The 24,510-nt window shown below is 41.9% G+C and carries 21 protein-coding genes and 1 pseudogene; 7 read left to right on the top strand and 15 right to left on the bottom strand.

The window, feature by feature from the left end:
- The first annotated feature begins 34 nt into the window (after positions 1 to 34).
- A complete protein-coding gene (pdxR, locus tag FD716_RS03925) occupies positions 35 to 1,531 on the top strand; it encodes a MocR-like pyridoxine biosynthesis transcription factor PdxR (RefSeq protein ID WP_139851054.1) in 1,497 nt (498 codons plus the stop codon).
- Positions 1,532 to 2,057: 526 nt separating this feature from the next.
- On the opposite strand, the gene FD716_RS03920 is transcribed toward pdxR, so the two are convergent.
- Entirely contained in the window at positions 2,058 to 3,482 is a 1,425-nt protein-coding gene (locus FD716_RS03920) for an amino acid permease (protein WP_139851053.1), read from the bottom strand.
- A 364-nt stretch (positions 3,483 to 3,846) separates the two neighbouring features.
- Here FD716_RS03920 and FD716_RS03915 point away from each other — a divergent pair.
- A protein-coding gene (locus FD716_RS03915) for an IS4-like element ISAba1 family transposase (protein WP_088631513.1) occupies positions 3,847 to 4,937 on the top strand; the annotation gives its coding sequence in 2 pieces (ribosomal slippage) (positions 3,847 to 4,387 and positions 4,387 to 4,937; 1,092 coding nt in all).
- Between the two features lie 374 nt (positions 4,938 to 5,311).
- Here FD716_RS03915 and FD716_RS03910 read toward each other — a convergent pair.
- From FD716_RS03910 to FD716_RS03875, 8 genes are all read right to left on the bottom strand, one after another.
- A complete protein-coding gene (locus FD716_RS03910) occupies positions 5,312 to 7,489 on the bottom strand; it encodes a TonB-dependent siderophore receptor (RefSeq protein WP_139851052.1) in 2,178 nt (725 codons plus the stop codon).
- A gap of 57 nt (positions 7,490 to 7,546) precedes the next feature.
- A complete protein-coding gene (locus tag FD716_RS03905) occupies positions 7,547 to 8,005 on the bottom strand; it encodes a DUF2946 domain-containing protein (protein ID WP_267285303.1) in 459 nt (152 codons plus the stop codon).
- 382 nt (positions 8,006 to 8,387) lie between these two features.
- Positions 8,388 to 10,217, bottom strand: a complete 1,830-nt coding sequence (gene ilvD, locus FD716_RS03900; protein ID WP_139851050.1) for a dihydroxy-acid dehydratase — start codon at positions 10,215 to 10,217, stop codon at positions 8,388 to 8,390.
- 259 nt (positions 10,218 to 10,476) lie between these two features.
- On the bottom strand, positions 10,477 to 10,713 hold the full coding sequence (gene acpP / locus FD716_RS03895; RefSeq protein WP_086190352.1) for an acyl carrier protein: 237 nt from the start codon (positions 10,711 to 10,713) through the stop codon (positions 10,477 to 10,479).
- Between the two features lie 87 nt (positions 10,714 to 10,800).
- A complete protein-coding gene (gene fabG / locus FD716_RS03890; protein WP_139851049.1) occupies positions 10,801 to 11,535 on the bottom strand; it encodes a 3-oxoacyl-ACP reductase FabG in 735 nt (244 codons plus the stop codon).
- A complete protein-coding gene (fabD, locus tag FD716_RS03885; RefSeq protein ID WP_139851048.1) occupies positions 11,532 to 12,518 on the bottom strand; it encodes an ACP S-malonyltransferase in 987 nt (328 codons plus the stop codon). Before fabD ends, fabG begins: the two co-directional genes overlap by 4 nt.
- A gap of 147 nt (positions 12,519 to 12,665) precedes the next feature.
- Positions 12,666 to 12,851 carry a 50S ribosomal protein L32 gene (rpmF, locus tag FD716_RS03880; protein WP_139851047.1) on the bottom strand — a complete coding sequence of 62 codons (186 nt, stop codon included), beginning with the start codon at positions 12,849 to 12,851 and terminating at the stop codon, positions 12,666 to 12,668.
- A gap of 74 nt (positions 12,852 to 12,925) precedes the next feature.
- The gene (locus FD716_RS03875) at positions 12,926 to 13,483 is read right to left on the bottom strand and encodes a YceD family protein (protein WP_139851046.1); all 558 of its coding nucleotides are present in this window, start codon (positions 13,481 to 13,483) and stop codon (positions 12,926 to 12,928) included.
- A gap of 220 nt (positions 13,484 to 13,703) precedes the next feature.
- Between FD716_RS03875 and FD716_RS03870 the strand changes: the two are divergent.
- Positions 13,704 to 14,243 (top strand): annotated as a pseudogene (locus tag FD716_RS03870) (elongation factor P hydroxylase); the annotation flags it as partial.
- A gap of 130 nt (positions 14,244 to 14,373) precedes the next feature.
- Complete coding sequence (locus FD716_RS03865; protein WP_139851044.1) at positions 14,374 to 14,991, top strand: L-threonylcarbamoyladenylate synthase; 618 nt, start codon at positions 14,374 to 14,376, stop codon at positions 14,989 to 14,991.
- A gap of 107 nt (positions 14,992 to 15,098) precedes the next feature.
- On the opposite strand, the gene FD716_RS03860 is transcribed toward FD716_RS03865, so the two are convergent.
- Positions 15,099 to 16,655: a class I SAM-dependent methyltransferase gene (locus tag FD716_RS03860; RefSeq protein ID WP_139851043.1), complete on the bottom strand. Its 1,557-nt coding sequence runs from the start codon at positions 16,653 to 16,655 to the stop codon at positions 15,099 to 15,101.
- A 237-nt stretch (positions 16,656 to 16,892) separates the two neighbouring features.
- Complete coding sequence (locus FD716_RS03855) at positions 16,893 to 17,624, bottom strand: GNAT family N-acetyltransferase (protein ID WP_139851042.1); 732 nt, start codon at positions 17,622 to 17,624, stop codon at positions 16,893 to 16,895.
- Between the two features lie 336 nt (positions 17,625 to 17,960).
- Between FD716_RS03855 and FD716_RS03850 the strand changes: the two genes are divergently transcribed.
- Genes FD716_RS03850 through rluB form a run of 3 tightly spaced genes read left to right on the top strand, consistent with a single transcriptional unit; the run spans position 17,961 to position 20,481 of the window.
- A complete protein-coding gene (locus tag FD716_RS03850) occupies positions 17,961 to 18,752 on the top strand; it encodes a segregation and condensation protein A (RefSeq protein WP_139853604.1) in 792 nt (263 codons plus the stop codon).
- Positions 18,749 to 19,339, top strand: a complete 591-nt coding sequence (gene scpB, locus FD716_RS03845; RefSeq protein ID WP_139851041.1) for an SMC-Scp complex subunit ScpB — start codon at positions 18,749 to 18,751, stop codon at positions 19,337 to 19,339. Before FD716_RS03850 ends, scpB begins: the two co-directional genes overlap by 4 nt.
- Before the next feature lie 41 nt (positions 19,340 to 19,380).
- Positions 19,381 to 20,481 carry a 23S rRNA pseudouridine(2605) synthase RluB gene (gene rluB / locus FD716_RS03840; RefSeq protein ID WP_139851040.1) on the top strand — a complete coding sequence of 367 codons (1,101 nt, stop codon included), beginning with the start codon at positions 19,381 to 19,383 and terminating at the stop codon, positions 20,479 to 20,481.
- Positions 20,482 to 20,580: 99 nt separating this feature from the next.
- Here rluB and bioD read toward each other — a convergent pair whose 3' ends face one another.
- The 4 genes from bioD to bioA are packed head-to-tail and all read right to left on the bottom strand — an operon-like array spanning position 20,581 to position 24,435.
- Positions 20,581 to 21,222: a dethiobiotin synthase gene (gene bioD, locus FD716_RS03835; RefSeq protein WP_139851039.1), complete on the bottom strand. Its 642-nt coding sequence runs from the start codon at positions 21,220 to 21,222 to the stop codon at positions 20,581 to 20,583.
- Entirely contained in the window at positions 21,219 to 21,986 is a 768-nt protein-coding gene (gene bioC / locus FD716_RS03830) for a malonyl-ACP O-methyltransferase BioC (protein WP_139851038.1), read from the bottom strand. Before bioC ends, bioD begins: the two co-directional genes overlap by 4 nt.
- Positions 21,987 to 21,997: 11 nt before the next feature.
- The gene (locus tag FD716_RS03825) at positions 21,998 to 23,155 is read right to left on the bottom strand and encodes an 8-amino-7-oxononanoate synthase (RefSeq protein ID WP_139851037.1); all 1,158 of its coding nucleotides are present in this window, start codon (positions 23,153 to 23,155) and stop codon (positions 21,998 to 22,000) included.
- Complete coding sequence (gene bioA / locus FD716_RS03820; protein ID WP_139851036.1) at positions 23,152 to 24,435, bottom strand: adenosylmethionine--8-amino-7-oxononanoate transaminase; 1,284 nt, start codon at positions 24,433 to 24,435, stop codon at positions 23,152 to 23,154. The genes FD716_RS03825 and bioA overlap by 4 nt, the downstream gene beginning before the upstream one ends.
- Between the last annotated feature and the right edge of the window lie 75 nt (positions 24,436 to 24,510).

The raw sequence follows: 24,510 nt of genomic DNA, 5'->3' as shown, positions 1-24,510 counted from the left end.
AAAATGGATTTTTCAAATATCAGGAGAGTGTTTTTTGCGCAGCTTATTGGGTGATCATCTATTACAACGCCTACAACAACAAACCGAAGGTGCGCTCTATCATCGGGTATTCAGATGCCTCAGAGACACCATCACTGATGGCGTTTTGGCACCCAAGACCCGCTTGCCTGCATCGCGTGACTTGGCCAAAGAGCTACAAGTTTCCCGCAATACCATTCTCAATGCCTATGAGCAATTGGGAGCCCAAGGCTATGTGCAGGCCATGACAGGCAGTGGCACTTGGGTTGCAGAAACCTTGCCAGAAAATTATTTGAATGTTCCTCGAAACGAAGCTGCCCCCAAAAACAAAAGTAGTTTTGATTTAAAACATCTATCGCAGCGTGGCACAGCATTTTTACAACATGCTGCGTCTTCACCCTATCAATGGGGAGCTTTTGTACCAGGTATTCCCGATGTTACCGAATTTCCGCATGCCGAATTTAGCAAAATTCAAATGCGTTTAAGTCGTCAGGCGGATGTTTCAGGACTGATCTACACCAGTGATGGCGGCTGCCTTGAGCTTAAACAAGCACTGGCCGAATACCTGCGTGTAGCGCGTTCAGTCCGTTGCGATGCGGATCAGATCTTAATTACCGAAGGCATTCATCAAGCCGTCGATTTTATTTCACGTGCCTTGTGTGATTTAAATGACCATGTTTGGATCGAAGATCCGGGCTATTGGGGCGCACGTAATATTTTGCGTATGAATGGCCTCACCATCCATCCAATGGCGGTCGATCATGAGGGAATGATTCCAGATCCAGATGCCCCTATTCCCAAGTTAATTTCCCTGACCCCCTCACATCAATATCCATTGGGTTCACATTTAAGTTTGGCACGTCGTCGACAAATCTTAGAATTAGCGCGGATTCATAAAAGTTGGATCATTGAAGATGACTATGACAGTGAGTTTCGCTTTTCTGGTCAGCCTTTCCCATCATTACAGGGACTCGAAGAAAATACCCCAGTAATTTATATGGGAACCTTTAGTAAAACCATTTATCCATCACTGCGTATTGGTTATATGGTGGTGCCGAAAAATCTGGTTGCAGCATTAAGAGTGATCTCTGCCGAGTTATATCGCGGTGGGAATATGCTCACCCAACGCACCTTGGCTGAGTTTATTCAGGAAGGTCATTATGCCGCGCATATTCGACGCATGCGTTTGTTATATGCCAAACGTCGTGCATTTTTAATTGAACTGATTGAGCGTTATTTAGGGCCTGACTTTGTGCATGAATATAGCCATGAAGCAGGTTTACACTTGGTGTTAAAACTCCCCGATTATGCCGATGATGTTTCGATTACCCAATTGGCCTTGGTGCGTGGGGTTAAAGTTCGCCCACTGTCGCAGTATTTTGATCAACCATCGCAGCAAAGTACCCGTGGCTTATTACTGGGTTTTGCTTGTGTTGCTGAAAAAGAAATGCTGATGGCCTTTAGTGTCTTAAGACAGTGCCTCAAAGAACACGATATCTTCCCTCAAAAATAAAATAACCTGCTTCCCAGTTGTGCAATATATTCCACATCTAAGATAAATACTGCCGTTTTTGATTGATGAAACTATGTTTGAAAGCCCCTTCTCCCGTTGGGCATAGGTATCTACACAAATATTTAAGAAATATATGTAGTCGAAATATGTAATCTATTTGAGCTTAATACAAGGTATTTAGGTCCTGTTTAGATTTGGAATTTAGGGCTGAATGCAAATTTCATTGAATTTCAGAAATCCCCAATCTCCCCTAACCCCTCTTTTCCAAAGAGGGGGACTTTTTTGGGAATTCAAAGCCTAGTTTATGCTACACAACGCTCCTTCCTTAGAAAAATGGATGAGCAGCGTTGCTGCGCAAGGATGGATTGCTTTGAATCGTAATCCATATATCAAAAGATGTGTAGATACCTATGCCCGTTGGGGGAGAAGGCTGGGATGAGGGGCATTTGAATCATGAAGAAATCTTAACTGACGAGCATTCGGGCTAGGGGAAATTTTCTCGTTTCACCACGCCACGGAATTACTGCTAAAAATAACTGCGTTCAAGTTTTTGCGGTTGTAACAGTTTCTTCTTGGCTTTGCTCTGTACCAGAATCCCGATCAGCATCACCATAAATGCCGCAATGCCTGTCGATAATACCAATACCCGATATTGATCTAAAAAAGCCATCGCGATCAGTGAAATGGAAATAAAAGCAATCACCACATAACTCAGCCAAGGGAATAACCACATTCTAAGTTTAATCTCTTGTCCCTCACGCTCCATTTTACGGCGGAGTCTGACTTGTGAAATCGCAATCACCAAATAAACCAACATCGCAATCATGCCCGTGGTATTCATTAGCAGATCTAAAATCTCCCTCGGTTGAATTGCATCGAAGAAATTCATGCAGGCAATCGCGAAGGCAATAAAACAAGAGGCCAACACTGAAAATACAGGGGTGCCATTGGCGCGGGTTTTTTGGAACAGTGCTGGGGCATCACCGCGCTTTGACAGTGAATATAACATCCGCGATGCAGTATAGTGACCCGATACAAAACAGCTACTTACTGAAGTAAGTACCACAAAGTTCATAAACCATTGCGCCCCTGGAATACCAAGAATTTCAAAAGTCCGTCGATATGCACCATATCCAGTTTGCGCCAATAAAGGATCATTCCAAGGCACAATACACACGATCAAGAAAATCGAACCAATATAAAAAAGACAGATTCGCCAGACCACAGATTTAATTGCACGGCGGGTTTGTTCAACAGGATTTTTAGATTCAGACGCTGCAATGGTGACAATCTCTGCACCAAGAAAGGAGAACATGACCCCCAATAAAGCAATAATCACCGGTCCAATGCCATTCGGCATAAAACCACCATGTGCTGTAAGTTGACTAAAGCCATTGACCTGCGCCAAAGGCCATAGTTTGGTAATTGCTAAAATACCAATGATGATAAAAATAACAATCGCAACCACTTTAATCAGCGCAAACCAAAACTCGACTTCACCGTATTTACTCACCTGCATAAAGTTAATGCAGATTAAACCGATGGTCATGAGCATGGTAAAGACATTGACACTGATCAATGGAAACCATTCATGCAAAATTAAGCCCGCAATATAGGCTTCCCATGCCATGAGTAAAACCCAAAACCACCAATATAACCAACCAATGGTAAATCCTGCCCAGCGGCCAATCGCACGATCAGCATAGGTTGAAAAAGAGCCTGTATCAGGAGAAGTTGCGGCCATTTCACCGAGCATTCTCATAATAAAAACCACCAATGCACCACCCGCAAAATAAGCCAAAATGGCAGCGGGTCCTGCTTCTGCAATAATACTGCCAGACCCGACAAATAATGCTGCACCAATCACACCCGCAATTGACATCATGGTTAAATGCCGGGTTTGCAATGAGGCACTCAATTGATTAGAAGATTGTTCTGTATTTTTCTGCATATGTGATTCATTCCATGAATAACTTGTCATTATTTCGCGAAGATCAAAAGCAACATGCGAGATAACATTTTTAAAGTCATTTTAAATTGATTTAAAATGACTCAAAAACTAGAGCGACGTTGCATGATCAAAATGATGGCCGAATACTGACGCTGCTTATCGAACAATAAACAGGGCTGCATCATTTATTTGACGTTAGATTTAGCGGTTTAATTTCAGTTGAGCATAGAACATCAACACTCAGCCGAAAATGAACTGAATGGGATTATGGATCCACAGTAAATGTATAAATTCTCTGTACACGACAAAAATAGATAACTCATTGAAATAATGTCATAATAATTGTTTTCTAACGACGAATACTATGACACATCTCAATGAGTTATATCTTATCTTAAACAAATATCTAAAATGGAACAAGTCACATTTAAAGTGCTTTGCGCTCATCATGCTTGTGATTATTTTAAAGCAAACATGTAATCTTTCTTCTGCATCTAAAGCCTTGCCCATCAAGTGCTTACCACAATCATTTTATCGACGTATGCAGCGCTTCTTTGCAGGTCAGTATTTTGATTATCGTCAAATTTCTCAGTTGATTTTCAATATGTTTTCATTCGACCAAGTGCAACTGACTTTAGATAGAACCAATTGGAAATGGGGAAAACGAAATATTAATATCCTGATGCTCGCAATCGTTTATCGTGGAATAGCGATACCTATCCTTTGGACATTGCTTAATAAACGTGGAAATTCAGATACGAAAGAGCGTATTGCTTTGATTCAACGCTTTATAGCCATTTTTGGTAAAGACCGTATTGTGAATGTGTTCGCAGACAGAGAGTTTATCGGTGAGCAGTGGTTTACATGGTTAATTGAACAAGACATCAACTTCTGCATTCGTGTTAAAAAAACTTCATTGTCACCAATCATTTAGGAAAGAATCATAAAATTAGTGATTTATTTCGCCATCTTAAAGTTGGTCAAATTGAATGTCGTAAACGACGGATTTTGGTTGGTCGGGTGAAACTATATATAAGTGCACTACAGTTAGAAAATGGAGAGCTTTTACTCGTCGTTTCTCCTCAGTTTAATGCCAATGCTATTCAGGATTATGCATTACGCTGGGAAATTGAAACCTTATTCAGTTGTCTCAAAGGACGCGGGTTTAATCTTGAAAATACGCGCTTGACAGACCCTAGACGAGTGAAAAAATTGATTGCGGTGTTAGCTATAAGCTTCTGTTGGTGTTACTTAACGGGTGAATGGCAACATGATCAAAAAAAAGTGATAAAAATAAAGAAGCATGGACGACTCTCAATGAGTTTATTTCGCTATGGTTTAGACTATGTTCAAATGGCGATTCAGCGTTTAATTGGTTTTGGGAAAAAAGAAGAGTTTAAGGAAATTTTGGCAATTTTAAGAAGGCAGAACCCTGATAGGATAAGGGTTCTGTGAAATTTGTCGTGTACAGAGGTATAAATTAATCCTTGAGCGCATCTCTGATCAGTCATTGCAAATCTCCCTGCTTGTCTTTTAAAACAGATTAAAATCTATTATTTAATATTATGTCATCGGGTTATTCCTCAACCCTTGTGCATACAGTCTGGTTCTTTTAGCGCGACATTTGATTGCGCAAAACAAACTGCATACCCTCAATATTGCCCTTTTAAATACGCTAAACGAGTGCCACTTTTAAATTTTATGAGGGAGCCATTTGCACAATCAACCGATCTGGCAATATTTATAATAAAAAGCTAAACATATAAATGATAGAGGGAGCCATACGCCTATGGCTCCCTCTGCAAAATACGAGACTGCTGTCTTATCGCTTAAAACCGATAGTTCAAGGACAGAATATAACTACGCGGATCGGCATAGGTCGATTGCAAAACATTGGTTCGGTAATGACAATTGCCAATATTATTTATATTTAAGCCCAAACTTGTATCGGCATTCATTTGATATTTTACTAACAGATCAGCCACAGCAAAGGCTTTTTGCTGATGTGCGACATAGGCAGCTCCGGTTTTTGTGGCATCAAAAATATCACTTTGCCAGCGGAGTCCACCGCCAATACGCCATTGACTTAAACTCGCAGGCAATTGATAAAGCGTATGTAATTTAAACATTTGCTTTGGAATTTCTAAATTAATTCGTTTGCCTTTATCCAGCGTTGTGGCCTGCGTATAGGCTGCCTGTAAACTCAATGCCGGTGTTAATTGCCCCAGCGCTTCAAGTTCAAACCCAGAAGTGATCGCCCCTTTTACCGCACGATAATAGGCATAACCATTCGGTCTTCGCCCTTGAAATTCGAGACTATTTTCTAAATGGGATTCAAAATAGGCCGCACTCAAATTTAAGCGATCTTCATTGAGACTGGTTTTTACTCCAACTTCATAGCTATTGCCTTCTAGTGGCCCAATCGGTGACTTATCCAACTTCTGTGCCGTTTGTGGTCTAAAAATATTGCTATAACTGGCGTAGGCAGAAATATTTTGATTGAGATCAACGATTAGCCCAGCATAAGGGGTCACCACATTGTGCCCTGAGAAATCATGGCCTACTTCGCCATTTTCCAGCGACAAAATATCATAGCTCGATAGACGCAGCCCTAAAATGGCATGCACCGTGTCTAATAGGTTGAGGCGGGTGGCTGCAAAGACACCATGTTGACTGGTATTGGTGAGGGTAATTGCGCGATGACCGGTTTTTAGGTCACTCGGAACAACCACATGACCATTCCATGTGTTTAAATCGACCCAGTCTTTTCCAACGGTATAGCTATATACATCATTTGAGTTAAAACTTTGATAGCTCGCTCCCACAACAAAATCATGCTGCCGCCCCCAAAGGCCGTAATTTCTATTCGCAGATAGATCAACCCCATGCGACACCGCACTAAGCTGTTTCATCCCTGCATAAACAGCACCGCGATGTTGGGCATAATTTGCGGTTTGTGCTGAATAAGCAATTCCCCCCCAAACAGCATCCGTATTTTGCTTTAAATAATTATAATTAAAATTGAGATGCCAACCATTTTCAAAATGATGCTTAATATCGACAAAGGCATTACTGGTTTCAGTATGATTATAGGTCCAACGTGGTGCCGCATTATCTCGTGGCGATGTTGTCGATTTTAAACCATTGGCAAATAGGGTTTGACCATAAACGCTTAAACCATCCTGATCGCCTTTTTGATACATTGCGCCCAGATTAATTTGAGTCTCTGGCGTGGGATCAATCGCCAAGGTGCCATAAAATAATCCAGTTTGGCTCTCCCCCCAATGCATAAATGAGTTTTGTTGATTATAGGCAATCACACTACGCCCACGAATGGTTTTATCTGCATTTAACGGGGACTGCAGATCGAGTGTTTCTCGAAAACCGCCCCAAGCATGATCAAAACTGTTCGCACTCAGATTTAACTGACCAGTGGGCTGCATTGCCGTTGCCAGTTTTCGACTGAGATCAATACTGGCACTTGGATTACCTGCCCCAGTGCTCAGTACATTTACCCCTTTCACCACGGTGATTTTCTCATAAATGGCGGGATTTAATTTAGCAACACTTAAGCCCATTTGATTATCGACTGCCGCCGAACTGGCAATTCCATCAATCGAGATATTGGTAATTGGGGTGCCACGCGCATAAAACATGCTGGACTCACCACGCACGCCCATTGCACCAACGGCCCCATAACGACGTTGATAGACACCCGGTACTTGCTCAAGTGCATCCGCCATGGTTGAGATTTGCTGATTTTGGATTTGCTTTGCGGTGATCACACTCACCGCTTGCGGGGTTTGTTTAAGCGTGAGATCTAATTTGGTCGCAGCTTTAGAACTTAAAATCGTGGGGAGATTTTCAACATCGCGCGTTGCTTGTACCGTAATAATCGGCAGCTCAACAACTGAAGTGGGCTGAGCCGCATAACTTTGTGCTGTTGCCAGCATTGAAATGAGTGTAATTGATTGCGTTAAAATCGTTTTTTTAAATATAACAGACATCTGACTTTCCAAATTCGAGCCAATAAAAATCGTTGGGCACTGCCCAAGCTTAAGATTTCAATACAGAACAAGAACTGGAAATGGCGGTGCACGGCCTTGTGGGTGTAAATAAAGCCGTTGTAAAGCAAAGTACACGGCTACAAACTGTTTTTTAAAATTTAGTAGCCGTATATAGATGCGCACCACACTGGCTTTCGCACTTAAATCGAGTCCGCTGATTAAGTTGCTATAAACCGTACAGTAAGGACAGTCATGCCCAGCCGAGCGATGTTGATGATCCGTGGACTTTTGTGGATGGTGCTGATGTGTTGTAGAAGCTCTTGATACATCATGCTGTTGTTGTGCAGTATTCTGCGAGCTTCGAGTTAAATCGGTAGATTGTTGCGTTGGACCAAGATGGTTTAGCGCAATTTCGGCAATCGTCACACAGACCACAGAAATTCGCATTTGCTCTGGTAATAGTGGCTGTAAAAATACAGCGATTTGTAGCAGCATTGCGATCAATGCAACACGCAAACCGACTCTCACGCGTGGTTAAACCCCGTCAAACTTTGCGCGCCATTCTAGCACTCAAACACCGCAAAAATTAGAGCTACTACCATGAATATTAAAATTATTTTTATATAAAAATAAGTAACTTATATCATTTTAATCATTTTAAACCAACCCAGTCACCAAGTATAAATATCGTGTTTTCATCCGCAACTTAATCGCTATTTCATCGTTGAATTTCAACTTATTTTTATATCGTTTTAGCTGTATCAGTCTATTATTCTAGACTGTGAAAAAAATCAGTAGCAACGTTCTCAAATATCCGTTTTATAAAATGCAACTTATAAATAAAAAAGGCTTAAGCACATTGCTTAAGCCTTTTTTGAGCTAAAGGATATAAATCCTTTTAAACGATACGAACAGCACCTTTGGCCGCACTGGTGGTATGTTGTGCGTAGATTTTAAGTGCTTTAGACACATAACGCTGACGTTGTTCTTTTGGCTGCCAGCCGTGCTGCTCTTGCGCTTCACGGCGTGCTTGCATGGTTTGCTCATCTATTTTCAAATGAATCGAGCGATTTGGAATGTCGATTTCAATGATATCGCCATCTTCCACCAAACCAATGGCACCGCCCTCAGCTGCTTCAGGTGAGATATGCCCAATCGATAAACCTGACGATCCACCAGAGAAACGACCATCGGTAATTAAGGCACAGTCTTTACCCAAACCTTTCGACTTTAAGTAGCTGGTTGGATATAACATTTCTTGCATACCCGGACCACCACGTGGGCCTTCATAGCGAATCACCACCACATCGCCTGCGACAATTTGATTGCCTAAAATTGCTTCAACCGCAGCATCTTGGCTTTCAAATACTCGGGCTTGACCGGTGAATTTAAGAATCGACTCATCCACACCTGCTGTTTTCACAATACAGCCTTCAAGTGCGATATTGCCTGACAATACAGCCAAACCACCGTCTTGCGAGAAGGCATGTGCAGCTTGACGAATCACGCCATTTTCACGGTCGCCGTCAAGTTTTGAATAATAACGATTTTGTGAGAAAGCCACTTGCGTAGGTACACCGCCCGGTGCTGCACGATAAAACTCATACACATCTGGCGCTTCAGTCAGGATGATGTCCCATTTGTTGATCGCATCTTGCAAGGTTTTTTCATGTACCGTTGGCACAGAAGTATCGAGCAAATTGGCACGGCTTAATTCACCTAAAATTGCCATAATCCCACCGGCACGATGGATATCTTCCATGTGCACATCTTGTTTCGCGGGTGCAACTTTGCAGAGTACTGGCACATGACGTGACAGTTTATCAATGTCTGCCATAGTGAAGTCAACTTCGGCTTCATGTGCAGCAGCCAACAAGTGCAATACGGTATTGGTTGAACCACCCATCGCAATATCTAAAGTCATTGCATTTTCAAAGGCCGCTTTAGTCGCAATCGAGCGCGGTAAAATACTGCTGTCATCTTGTTCGTAATAACGTTTTGCAAGTTCAACAATCAGCTGACCTGCCTTTAAGAACAACTCTTTACGTTTGGCATGCGTGGCTAGGGTTGAACCATTCCCCGGCAACGATAAACCCAAAGCTTCGGTTAAACAGTTCATCGAGTTTGCCGTGAACATGCCTGAACATGAACCACAAGTTGGGCAAGCAGAACGCTCAATCGCTGCAACTTCTTCATCAGTGTAGTTGTCATCTGCAGCCACGACCATCGCATCCACCAAATCAATGGCTTTTTCACTGCCACGAATTTTGACTTTACCTGCTTCCATCGGACCGCCAGAAACAAAGACCACTGGAATATTAAGACGCATTGCCGCCATCAACATTCCTGGGGTAATTTTGTCACAGTTCGAAATACATACCATGGCATCAGCACAATGCGCATTCACCATGTATTCAACAGAGTCCGCAATGAGATCACGTGAAGGTAGCGAGTACAGCATGCCATCATGCCCCATCGCAATGCCGTCATCGACTGCAATAGTATTGAACTCTTTGGCAACACCACCGGCAGCATGAATCTCTGCAGCAACCAATTGACCGAGGTCTTTTAAATGCACATGGCCCGGAACGAATTGGGTAAACGAGTTGACTACCGCAATAATCGGTTTCCCAAAATCTTCATCTTTCATTCCTGTTGCACGCCACAATCCGCGTGCGCCAGCCATATTTCTTCCATGTGTCGATGTTTTTGAACGATAGTCAGGCATGTTATTTTTCCACAATGTTTTGCTCGAAATGAATACTACAATTCACTTTAGCGACGTGATACTGATCAATCACACTGATCAGTCGAAATTTGCTCATATCATACAATAACTGAGCAGTTAAAGAATAATTGGCAGCGAAACTTTTCTGCTGTATCGAAAAAATAAACCATAATCATCCAAATACTTGGACTAAAAATTTTCCCATAAAAAAAGCCACCGCAATGGTGGCTTAATTTTATGTCTATTAAAAAGTGAGTGATTAACCTAACTTTTTAGAAACATAGTCAATTGCAGATTGAACAGTTGTGATTTCGTTAGAATCTTCATCTGGAATTGTGATGTCAAAATCGTTTTCGAAAGACATAACAAGTTCTACTAGATCTAAAGAGTCAGCACCTAAGTCATCCATAAAAGATGCTTCGTTTTTGATTTCTTCAGCTTTCATACCAAGTTGTTCTGCGACTGCTTGTTTGATACGTAGTTCGATATCGCTCACAGGAAATTCTCCTCATGCTTGTGGCGGCGTTTTTAATTGCCGATAGTTTAATTGAATATTGATTTATTTCATAGTTTATCCATCGCATTAAGCCATGAATAAACCGCCATTCACGTGTAAAACGTTGCCGGTTATGTAACTGGCTTTGTCAGATGCTAAAAAACTAACCGCATTGGCAATATCTTGGGGCTCACCAAAACGGTTTAAAGCGACTTGATCATTCATTTTTTTACGAATATCTTCGTTCAACTGTTCAGTCATTTCAGTTGCAATGAAACCAGGTGCAATGCAATTTACGGTAATCTGACGACTACCCATTTCTTTGGCCAAACTACGGCTAAATGCTTCAATTCCAGCTTTAGCAGCAGAGTAATTGGCCTGCCCCGGATTAGCAAAGTGAGCAACCACTGAACTAATATTGATGATGCGACCAAAACGGGCTCTGGTCATCCCTTTTAAAACACTTTTAGAAAGACGGAAAACCGCTTTTAAATGAATATTTAAAATATCATCCCAATCTTCTTCTGACATACGCAGTAATAGATTATCTTTGGTAATGCCGGCATTGTTGACCAACACCATCACTGGACCATATTCAGCTTCAATATGCGTCACCAAAGCATCTATTGCAGTCGCATCGCGAACATCAAGTACTGCGCCAGTACCTTGATCTGCAAACTGCGCTTTCAGTTTATCTGCACCACTTTCTGAGGTCGCAGTACCGACAACAAAAAAACCGTCTAAAATAAGTTGCTGTGCAATCGCCGCACCAATTCCTCTGCTGGCACCGGTGACTAAAGCAACTTTCTGTTCTTGACTCATGCAATCTTCCCTTCTGCTACCAAGATGGCATTCAATGCATCTTCGATTCGACTTTGTGTATCAATTGGAAAAGCTTTTTCTATGTTCGGTAAACGCTTGGCAAGATTTGCTAGCACATTCCCTGGACCACATTCCACCACATATTGAATACCTTGATCCTGCAGATATTGCATGGTTTTTGTCCACTGTACAGATTGATAGAGCTGAGCAGTTAAAGCACTGCGCAATTGCATCACATCTGTCGCAGCAGCTGCATTTACATTTTGTATTACAGGAATACAAGGTAGCTCAATGGCAGTTTGTTCCAAAGCTTCTGCAAACTTTTCTGCAGCAGGCTTCATGAGGGCACAATGTGACGGTACAGAAACCGGTAATGCAATCGCTTTACCTGACTGTTCTTTGGCTTGAAGCATGACAGCTTGAACCAAAGCAGCTGTACCCGCAATCACCACTTGACCTTTCGCATTATAATTTGCCGCATCCACAGAACCATTTCCAGCCTGTGAAGCTAAACGACAAAGCTCAACCACTTTGGCATCATCTAACCCTAAGATTGCAGCCATTGCGCCTTCACCTTGCGGGACAGCAGTTTGCATCAATTGCCCACGCAAACGTACCAATTTGACTGCATCAGCTAAGCTTAAAGCATTACCTGCAACCAATGCGCTGTACTCTCCTAAAGAGTGCCCAGCAAGGTATTTAGGTGCAAGACCACCCAAATCTAACCATAAACGCCACAAGGCAATGCTTGTCGTGAGTAATACGGGTTGGGTATTTTCAGTTTGATCTAAACCTTCACCACTTTGCGCAATCTTCCATAAGTCTAACCCCACGGCATCAGATGCTTCAGTGAACGTTGCTTGTATGCCACTAAACTGTTCTGCCAGTTCAGCGAGCATTCCAACTTTTTGTGACCCTTGACCAGGAAACAGAAATGCTGTTTGAGTGGCTTGAGCAATTTGATCGAGTCTATTAGCAGACATATAAAGTCCCTTCAGTTTTTCTAATATCGTTTCCGATGCGGAAATTTAACATGGAATTCAAATGATTTTAATTGCTAAATACAACAAAAAAAGGGAGCTTACGCTCCCATTTTTTTTCACTAAGCTCAACGCTTAATGCATCAACAATTATTCAGCATCAGCTGCTTGAGCGAATAATTGACGACCACGGTAGAAACCGTCTTTAGTTACATGGTGACGACGATGCGTTTCACCAGTAGTTTGGTCTACAGTTAATGCATTCTCGGTTAAAGCGTCATGTGAACGGCGCATGTCACGGCGAGAGCGACTTTTACGGTTTTGCTGAACGGCCATGATGGCTCCTTACAAAGATCGAAAAAATGGATCAGAACAAATTTAGTTGTCTTAACCTAACACTATAACATGTGTCAGTTAAGTTTGCCTTTCAAACTTGCCAAAACATCGAACGGGTTATCCCGCTCTTCTTCGACAAGATCTTCATCGGCAGGTTGATGCTTATGTTCACAAGTATCGTGCTTAGGTGACAAAGGCATCAACAATAACAATTCATCTTCTATGAGTGCGAGTAAATTAACAGTCGCAGGTGCAGAATAATCACCTTTGGTTGTCGCTTCACTTTCACCTAAAACGATGAAATCAGCATCCTCATCCAAGCGCTCTACCAGTGATTCATCATCCACTAGCGCTAAATGAAAATTAGAAACAAAAGCACACTCAACGGGTTCCAAGCAACGCTGGCACTCCATTGGTACTTTCATTTCAACATTACCATCTAACCATACGATACGATGATACGGATCCAATGATAGCTTACAGTCTATCTGAACCAAATGATGATCAATTGGTCCAACAGCTTCACGGGCAATACGAGCAAAGCTAGACAAGGGCAGGGAACCTGACCATGAATAACCTTGTTCAGCCCATTTAAACGGCTCTATCTGTGCCGGAAAGGTATTTGCTGACATAATTAAGGCGGCAATTCTACAAATTCATGGCTATTATGTCAAAGATTAAGATACAATTTTGTACTTACTTAGACAGCTCAATTCGGTAAATCAAGTTATGCATCAGTTGCAAAAGCAACCAAAATCCACAACATCAACTGTTCGCACTCCTCTATTCATTGAAGATTTGACCCCAAGCCCGAATCGAATATTTGATTCATTGTGGTCAGCCCAACATACAGAAGCCCAACAAGTTGACTGGCTTATTTTACACTTTAATCGGTGGTTTTCATACTCAAATGTTCAATTGCTTCGTAGTGATGCCGAGCCAGAGTATTTTCCTGCACAAAATCAATCACCTGCAAGCATTCAATTTGCACATGGTTTCTTTAATAGTGCCTTACATGAAATCAGTCATTGGTGTATTGCAGGCCCAGAACGTCGTACACTCCCCGATCTTGGCTACTGGTATGCACCCGACGGTCGAAGCCAAGAACAACAAGCGATATTTGAGCAAGTTGAAATCAAACCCCAAGCGATTGAGTGGTTATTTTCACAAGCCTTTAAGCGAAAGTTCCGAGTCTCGCTAGATAATTTAACGGGTGATGGTGGTGATGGCAGCCAGTTCAAAGATAATGTGTATGCACAAGTACAACGTTATTTCAACGCAGAAGCCAAACTACCACGCGATGCATTACACTTCATCAAACAGATTTGTGCTTGTACCCGTGCTGGTCAGCCACTCTACCAAGATGAATTCCAACGTGAAATGTTAGACTAAATGCGGTTTACACGACATACTGTTCATACTTTTTATGTAAATTCAAATAGATCACATTAAACTAGAACTTTAATTCCAAATATTGTTTTCAAAACTTTGTCTTCAAGATATAAGTCCAGGAGAAAATAAGATGCTCCATTTAAGAATACATCCTGATAACCCACAACCTCGCCTGATTACTCAAGCAGTCGAACGTATTCGTGCTGGTGATGTCGTGGTCTACCCGACCGATGCGGCTTATGCCATTGGCTGCCAAATAGGAAATAAAAGTGCCATGGAGCGAATTGCGCAAATCCGTGGTCTAGGCCCGAAACACCAATATGCAATTCTCTGTGCAGATTTATCCGATATTGCCACCTATGCGCGGGTCGATAATGCCATGTATCGTCTATTGAAAGCCAACACTCCGGCAGTGACGACCTTTATCTTGCCTGCGACAAGTGAAGTGCCTAAACGGTTAATGCATGCCAAAAAGAAAACCATTGGTCTACGCGTTCCTAACAATTTAATTTGCCAATTGTTATTAAAAGAACTGGGTGAACCGTTATTAACCAGCACGCTTATTTTGCCCAATCAAGACTTGCCACTCGATGATCCTTATGAAATTGAGCAACAATTAGAAAAGCGTATTGATGTGTTTATTGACAGTGGCTTTGGAACTTTAACCAGCACCAGTATTGTTGACCTTTCAACTCCAAACCCAGAGGTTATCCGTCGTGGTGTCGGGGATGTGAGTGCATTTGAATAAAAATATCGCTCCGACACTCCCTTAAAATGAGTATGCTAAACAGCAAAGGCCTTCAATATATTGAAGGCCTTTGCTCATTGACCGATCGCAATTAATTCACTAAGCACTTAAGCAAAAAAACGGAGCTGATCAGCGATTGCAATTACAGCACCATCTAGAAATACTCGTGCATTTTTCTTCAAAATCTTGATGCTTTCTTTCGGATCAGTAACGGTTTCCTGTTGCTCTGACAGTAATGACCAACCTAAATTATCAAAAACCTTTTGAACATATTCTGCCAGTAATTGTTCTGTTTTCAATCCATCTAAATAATAAGCTGCATAAAACAACTGATTTAAGTGGTTTACAGGCACACCTATTCCCGTTAATGGGCTGATTAACACTTGATAGTTCGCATGGAATTTCGATGCATTCAATAGCTGTTTATTTAAGTTATGACATTGTTCAAGAACTTGATCGCTTGGTGCATGGTTTTGACAAGGTTGCGCATAACCTAAATGACACAATACAATCAATGCATTTAAGATTTTCTCATAATTTAAGCTCGGTAAACTCTCTTCCAATGTTCTCAAGGTTAGAGGGCGATATTTTTCCGTCGTAAATTTCTCACCAATTTTTTGGTAAATTTCTTCAATCAGATTGAATTCACCCAAATAGCCTGTAATGGTTTTTGGAAGATCTTCAGTTTTATTCAGTATTACAAAATAAGTATCTCTAAGCCTTTCTTTCACTTGCAGCGCGGTTAAGCTTTGTCCACCACGAACAAATAAATCGCGTCGAAATTGCGTTGCCATGAAATAATCCAAGCATTGTTCTTTAAAGATCGGATGCTCAATTTTATTTAAGAATACTTGCTGCTCTTCCGTTAAATTAATATTAGAAATATGTTTATTTAAATCTGTCGATCCAGCAAAACTCAATTTGGTTTCTTCAAATAACCGAACCACTTGTTGAAATGAAAAGCACTGCCAATCCTGATTCAAGTACTCATGAATCAAATAGTTTGGATTTTGTTTTTTTAAATCATTTAATTTCCGCTTGGCTTGCGGATTTCGTTGTGCATAGATTGGATCTTGCTCGATCAGCGCCTCACTAAACTGCAAAGCATCTTTTACTTTTTGAGTCGGATCATGGCTTTTGCTATTAAATTTAAAGTGGCTATAGAGTAATTCGCGAACCGGAACATTCGATGCCCAACCGGTCATACAGTTATAACTCAGATAGACAATACCATTAGGTTTTAAATGATGACGTATAAACTTGAGAATAATGAGTTGATTTTCATAACTAATCCAGCTCCAAATACCATGCAAACCGATAGAGTCAAACTGTGGGAGATCTGTGCGATTAAGCAACTCTTCAAAGCTATCATCAAAAAAGTGATGTTGAACTTTACTCTGTGCAGCCAACTGATTGGCGTGTGCAGCGTGAGTAGGATTAAAATCAGTTCCCCAGTAAATACTGTCAGAGGCTGCGGCATGAACGTTTATACTCACCCCTTGACCAAAGCCTAGCTCACAATGCGTATGCTGCTCACTCGAAAATGAGCTATCTACTCCATTGAGCAGCAAACAAAACCGCTGATAACTTGGACTCAAATCCTTATAATAACCATAGGTATAATTAACATCAGTTTGATATCCATTCGTCCACGTTACGCTCATTTAACACCCCATATCCACAATTACTTAAAGTTTACTTTCTAGTCAGCACGCTATATTTTCAATATGCACAGTCATTTATTGTTTCGTTAATTAAAATTCTACAAACACTTCCACGCTCATTTTAAATATATAAACGGAGAAGAGCTTAGAACAGCAGTGTTTCAAATAAGGAATCCAACTCAATCCACAACACACTAAAAATCAAATTAAATCAATGATCTAACAATATAACCTAATTTATCTTTGATCGCCTTTAATAAAATCTGCTAGACGCTGCTTTTGTTGCCCCTGTGCATCAAAATTATCGGCTTTTAACCAAGCTCGATAGGCTTGCTGCAATTGTGGCCACTCTTCATCCAAAATTGAAAACCATGCCGTATTACGGTTATGTCCTTTGGCAATACGATCTTGGCGGAATGTTCCTTCATATTGAAAACCGTAGCGTAATGCAGCGCGATAAGAGGGTTGATTCAATTCATCACACTTCCACTCTACACGGCGATAACCTTGCTCAAAGCATTGCGCTAATAACAAGAAAATCGTTTCAGTTGAAGCAATAGATTGCTTCATTGCTGCTGAAAAATAGACATTCCCAATTTCAATTACGCGATGTGTTGGTCGCGGATTAAGCAAAGCCACCCAACCAACGGCCTGTTGATCCAATTTAATCAAATAATGTACTGAACCAACAAAACTAAAATTACAACTCAACATCGCTTCAAGTTGTGCTTGACCATCAAAACCCGCATAAGGCAAATATGTCCAACAACGCAGATCTGGCTCAGTGTTGATACAATCCCACAACTGCTCCACCTCAACTTTAGCGATATTGGACGGCACGATTAAATCTAGACTGACCTGTTGACCGATTAGTGTCGTTGCGGGAGATTCGCTAAATTGCACTGCTTCAATTGAAACGCCTACAAGTTGATCAAATTCATTCTGCTGTGTTTGTTGAAAGCTTTGCATAATGGTACATTTCCCTGTTCCAAGCGCATTGGGATCCTAAGCAAATCGCTAGTTTCTACGCTGCACTGGTTGTCAATCAAATTAAAATATCACAAAAAAATCACATGATCTTCGGCTTAAAAAGGTATATCTACCATTTATTTACAGCTTTTTTTGTATTTTTGTAGTTTTAGCAATTTCTTCATACGTTTTTTTACATTAGAATGGTGAGAATTTCTATGCTTTTCGATGCTCCCTTCTCCGCATTTAATTTGCGGGTACTTTTTTAATCAATGAATAATAGCTCGAACTGGCATTTGCATGCTTTTTAAAAACTCGAGTGGCTCACTAACTGTAATGACACAAGCACTCCATAATACAATGGACAAAATGCCGTACATCCGCGTTTTAGATGAATGGCAAGAAACTGTCCCTGAGGATTTATATATTCCTCCTGCTGCATTCGAAATTTTGCTTGAACATTTCGAAGGGCCCCTCGACTTCTTGATTTATTTAATTCAAAAAAATGGTTTTGACTTAGTCCGTCTTGATATTGCGCCCATTGCTGCACAATACCTCGCCTATATGGACAACATGAAGTCACTCAATATTGAGCTAACCGCAGACTATATGGTGATGGCTGCATTATTGGCCGATTTAAAATCTAGACTGCTCTTACCCAAGCCAAAGAATATTGATCTTGAAAAAGATCCGAAACAACAACTGATTGATCGTTTAGAAACCTATCTTAAAATTAAAAATGCGGCTGAACATTTGGGCAAAATGCCAATCCTCAACCGTGACACCTTTAATACTCACATTTCAATTGGTCTGGTTGAGCCTGTGATTGAAGGCTATGCAGCAGAACAGTTACAACATGCCATGCTGTGTATTTTTAATCGCCCTGAACCCATTCAACATACCATTGAACAAGAGCCTGTGCTTTTAGAAGAACGCATTGCACACATTGAACAAATGTTGAGCAAAGGTGTTATTCTAAGCTTTGATGCGTTGCTTAAACCCAGTCAAGGTCGACTCGGTTTGGTCGTCACATTTATGGCTATTTTAGAGCTTTCGCGCCAACAAAAACTCAATATTATTGCGACTGGAATCGAAGCACCTTTAACGATTCAAGGGAAATTCGAATGACGATTGGACAAAATAATGTATTTCACGCAGATGAATTGCATCATGATGTTCTGATGCAGTTAGAAGCAATTATTTTTGCGAGCGATGCACCCGTATCTATTGCACGACTAAGAGAAGCATTCCAGCATCAATATAGTAAGTCACAACTGCAACAATATTTACAACAATTGGCGGTTTTACAGCATAATCGAGCTGTAGAACTGATTGAAACTGCACAAGGTTTTCGCTTTCAAGTCCGTGCCAAATATCGCCCAATTATTACCCAAACATGGCCAGAACGGCCGACCAAACTCTCGCCCTCACTGTTAGAAACTTTAGCAGTGGTTGCTTACTATCAACCGGTTACCCGTGCTGATATTGAACAAATTCGTGGTGTTTCAAATAATAGTCAGCTACTCAAGACTTTATTTGAATGGAACTGGATTAAAGAGTCTGGATTCCGTGAACTCCCTGGGCGACCTGCGTTGTTAGTGACAACGCTACAATTTCTGAATGCTTTTGGTTTAGCCTCGCTAGAGCAATTGCCCCCCTTACAGGATGCCAAGGAAGCTTTTAAGGCATTGGATGCACATGCACCCAGATCTTAAATAGGTGAACTGTTGATAATTATTTCTAAGGTTATGCTGTCATGAGTGAAAAATTGCAAAAGGTACTCGCGCGAATTGGTCTAGGTTCTCGTCGTTATATGGAAGAGGTCATCGCGGCTGGTCGTATAAGTGTCAACGGTCAAATTGCTCAAGTAGGTGAACGCATCGAGCCAAATGATGAGCTTCGCATTGATGGCCGTAAAGTTCAATTTCAAATTGAAGATGAAATACGTCGTCGTGTCTTGATTTACTACAAACCAGAAGGTGAAATTTGCTCACGCAATGACCCTGAACAAAGAACAACGGTATTCGAAAATCTACCGAACATTGATAATGATCGCTGGGTGATGGTTGGTCGTCTAGATATTAACAGTACCGGTTTACTCTTGTTTACCAATGATGGTGAACTTGCCAACCGCTTAATGCATCCATCAAATGAAATCGAACGTGAATATGCGGTGCGTGTGATGGGTGAAGTCACCCCACAAATTCGTCAGAACATGCTGCGTGGCGTGGTCCTAGATGATGGCCCTGCAAAGTTTGAATCATTCACTGACATTGGTGGTGAAGGGATTAACCGTTGGTTCCAAGTCGTCGTTAAAGAAGGCCGTAACCGCGAAGTTCGTCGTATTTTTGAATCGCAAGGTTTAAAAGTAAGTCGCCTATTACGTACTCGTTATGGCAGCGTGATCTTGCCACGTGAATTACGTACTGGTCGTTGGATTGAACTTGATCGTGCAGAAATTGATGGCTTAACCAAAATGGTAGACTTAAAACCACGTCAAGGAACGGGTCTTTACGGCATGGCGAAACGTCGTACCGAGCGTATGCAAGACAAACCACTTGCTGCACGTCGTGGCGGATATTTGCGTCAACAACGTCGTGATACAGATGAGCTGGGTACGAATACTGAAGGCAATAACCAACGCCCAAGTAACACCAATCAAGCACGTCCGGGCAACAACCAACGCCCGAATAATACCAATCACACCCGCAATGAAAACCCGCGTAATGCGAACGAGCAACAGCGTTCAAGCTACAACAATGATCGTAACCACGACCAGAATAACGGCAACAAAAAAGAAGGCAGTTATGCACAGCGTAAGCCTTCTGGATTCAACAAAGGGTTTAAAAAGTTTTAATTAAAACGTTTTAAGCCAAATAAAAAACAGCCTTGACGTCAATCAAGGCTGTTTTTTTATGCCATCGAGCATTCAAGTCCGCGACATAAGCACACTACGCTAGATCACTGGAATATCTATCCACAAGGCTTCTGGAAAATGCATTACCAAATAATTTTTTAGATAAGCTGCTGTATCTTTGGAGATAATCGGATCTTGAGACTCATCATTAAGGTTATAGGCCAAGGCATACAATACCAAGCCACGTGACTTTAACGCTTCTAAACTCAGCAAAGTATGATTAATGCTGCCCAGCCTGCCCGAACTCACTAAAATGACCGGATATTGTTGTTGCTGAATATAATCAATACTCAGCATTTCAGTGGTTAAGGGCACCATCAGCCCTCCCGCCCCCTCTAACAAAACCACATCATAACGTTCAGCCAACTGCGCAGTTGCAGCACCAATCTTGGCAAAATCGATCGCTCGTCCATCCATTTGACTGGCCAAATGTGGTGATGCTGGATAGCTAAAAATTTCTGGCATGGTCAGTTGACGATGATCTTCTTCGAAATATGTCACTCCCATCAATGCACGATGCTGATCGATGTCTTCGGAGTAACCCACATTGCCAGTTTGTACCAGCTTTTGGGTAATAACGCTTTGCCCCTGTTCGCTCCACACACGTGCGAGATAACCTGTGGCATAGGTTTTACCAATATCCGTATCAATGCCACTTATAAAATAAACAGGCGCACTCATGATGTTCTCCGCGCAATACAATAAATAGGGTGATAGCTGAGTGGATACTGCGGCTGTGCCTGTGCATTCAAACGACTAAACTGCGTATATTGCTGATAAAAATCGAATAGCGATTGCTTGCTCCAGCGATATTGCTGCGCAGTTGCAGTCACCCCTGTCGCCTTAAGATGTTGTAAAACCTGCTTGGGATGATCGAAGTACAAGGGTTCGATTTGATCTTGCAGCAACAGCAGTTCAAAGCCCGCAGCTTCTAGCTTTTTATGCAATACATCAACACTAAGATAGCTTAAGCCACGCCCTGTCAGTTGTTTGATTTCTTTTAAGTTATTGATACCAAAACTAGAAAAGCAAAAGTATCCCTGTGGCTGCAATGCCCGATAAACCTGCGTAAATACCTGATCTAAATCAGTCATCCACTGCAAGGCTGAACTCGACATCACCAAATCAAGTTGTGATGGGAAATCCAGTTGTTGAATATCGCCAATCAACCATTCAAGTTTTGAAGCGTTCGTAAAATGTTGCTGCACATCAGCATAAAGATCATTGAGGTATAAGCGCTCATACTGAAAATGCTGCATAAACTGATGGCTTAAATTACCAGAACCGCAACCCACTTCTAGATTTCGCGTCCAGGTTTTGCTCGGTAAATACTGCTGCATATATGCGATCAGTTGTTGACTAATCTTTTTTTGAATAACGGCTTGTGCACTATAACTCTGACCGGCTTGGGCAAAACGTTGTGCGACCAATGAAGCATCAATCATTGCTCTGCTGCCTACAACTGCTGAAGCAAGGCATGGATATCCGCCTGCTCAAGGTTGGCATTTAATGAAATACGTACCCGTGAACTATGCTGTGGCACGGTTGGCGGTCGCACAGGCATGACATAAAACCCTGCCTGTTGCAGCTGCGTTGCTAGCACAATACTTGGCTGCGATTCACCCACCACAATCGGCACAATATGACTGCTTGACGGACATGCATAACCTTTGGCTTGAATCCCCTGTTGCAGTATTACACTCAGCTCGCTCAAATGCTGACGCGCTGTATTTAAGCGCATAACCTGCTGCAACATAAACTGTGTCCATGCCATGCAAATTGGGGGTTGTGCGGTACTGAAAATCAGTGGACGCATGCAATTAATCAGATACTCTCGAATAATCGGCTCACAAATCAGATAGCCGCCCACCGAAGCCATCGCCTTACCAAAAGTCCCGACTAAAAAGTCAATCGCATCAATCACACCATATTGTTCAGCACAGCCCAAACCCAATTCGCCACGCACACCAATCGCATGCGCCTCATCGACATAAAGCATGACTTTGCTAAATTGATTTTTTACTGCGACCAATTGGGCCAAATCAGTCTCATCACCATCCATACTAAAAATAGATTCGGTGACCACGATAATTCGATCATAGGCAGAATCATCATGATAGCGTTGCAACAACTGGGCTAAGTGTTCTAAATCATTGTGTTTGTAGCGGATATACTTGGCGGTAGACAAGCGGATGCCATCAATCATGCTGGCATGTACCAACTTATCCGCCAAAATCAAAGTTCGGCTGTCACTTAAGGCAGGCAAAATGCCGATATTCATATGGTAGCCACTGTTAAACAACAACGCAGCACGACCATGAAAAGCCTGGCTCATCGCATCTTCAAGCGCTTCATATTCGGGGAAATTCCCCGTAAGCAAGCGTGAAGAAGAACTGCTCATCAGCCTGGCTGCCAGTGGTGTTTCATCAAAGAACTGTTCCCGCAAAACCAGATTAGATGCCAAGCCCAAATAATCATTGGAGGCCAAATTGAGCATACGATGCTGATTCAGCTCGATATAGTGCTGATCTTGTACATAACGCGTGAATTGTCGCAAATTGCCTTGTTGTTTAAGCTGATCCAGTTGATCTGCGTAATGATCCAATAAACTCATGCCAATGCCTCTTGCAGCTGCTCAACCACCTCAACCAACTGCGTAAGTAAATAATCTAATTCATCGCGACGAATAATATACGGCGGCATCACGTAGACCAATTTACCAAATGGTCGTACCCAAATACCACGCTCGACAAACTGCTGCTGCAAGCTTTGCATATTCACAGGATGCTTGAGTTCTACCACACCAATCGCACCCAAAACGCGAACATCTTGGACGTGGTCTAAATCGGCTAAAGCCATTAACTGCTGCTTGAGCTGCTGTTCAATACGTTGAATATTGGCTTGCCAGTCCTGTGATAACAGCAGTTGCGTACTTTTCAATGCAACCGCACAAGCCAAAGGGTTTGCCATAAAGGTGGGGCCATGCATGAATACGCCCGCCTCACCGCGACTAATGGTTTCAGCAACATGCGCTGTGGTCAAAGTTGCAGAAAGCGTCATATAGCCTCCCGTCAATGCCTTGCCAATACACATAATGTCGGGCTCAACTTGAGCATGTTCCCATGCGAACAACTTACCTGTGCGACCAAAGCCCGTGGCAATTTCATCAAAAATGAGCAGCACTTGATATTTTTCACAGAGCAATTTGGCTTGACGTAAATATTCAGGATGATAAAAACGCATCCCACCAGCACCCTGCACAATCGGTTCTAAAATAAAACCTGCAATGCTGTGATGATGCTGCGCTAAAGTTTGCTCAAGCTCGACGATATCCCTTGCATCCCAAGCCCCACCAAATAAACTTTGTGGTGCAGGTACAAATAAACGATTCGGCAAACTTGAACCAAAGACTTGATGCATCCCCGTCACAGGATCACAGACCGACATGGCATTCCATGTATCACCGTGATAGCCAGAACGTGGACTCACAAAGTTGGTTTTTTGATTTTGACCTTGTGCAGTCCAATATTGCACTGCCATTTTTAAAGCCACTTCAACCGCCACTGAACCAGAGTCAGCATAGAAAATTTTATCGAGGCTTGGCGGTAAAATTTGCAGCAGTAACTTGCCCAGTTCAATGGCAGGTTCATGGGTCAAGCCACCAAACATAATGTGTGACATTGACTGTAATTGATCAATCACCGCTTGGTCTAAATCGGCATGCTGATAACCATGAATCGCACACCACCATGAGGACATGCCATCAATCAATTGACGCCCATTATCCAATTCAATGGTCACGCCATAGGCCTTTTTAACCTTAAAACAAGCCAAAGGTTCAGTCATGGAAGTATAGGGATGCCAAATATGTTTAAGATCAAATGTATCGGTCATCCTTACCTCGGTTATTTCAAATAATTGCAATGACTCAGCATCTTACTCGGCTCATCCTTAAAAATAAATTGCGAG

The sequence above is a fragment of the Acinetobacter pullicarnis genome (genome assembly GCF_006352475.1).
In the GTDB taxonomy this organism is placed as follows: Bacteria; Pseudomonadota; Gammaproteobacteria; order Pseudomonadales; family Moraxellaceae; genus Acinetobacter; species Acinetobacter pullicarnis.
Note: the sequence above shows the minus strand (reverse complement) of the source record. Positions and strands in the feature narration are given on the sequence as shown.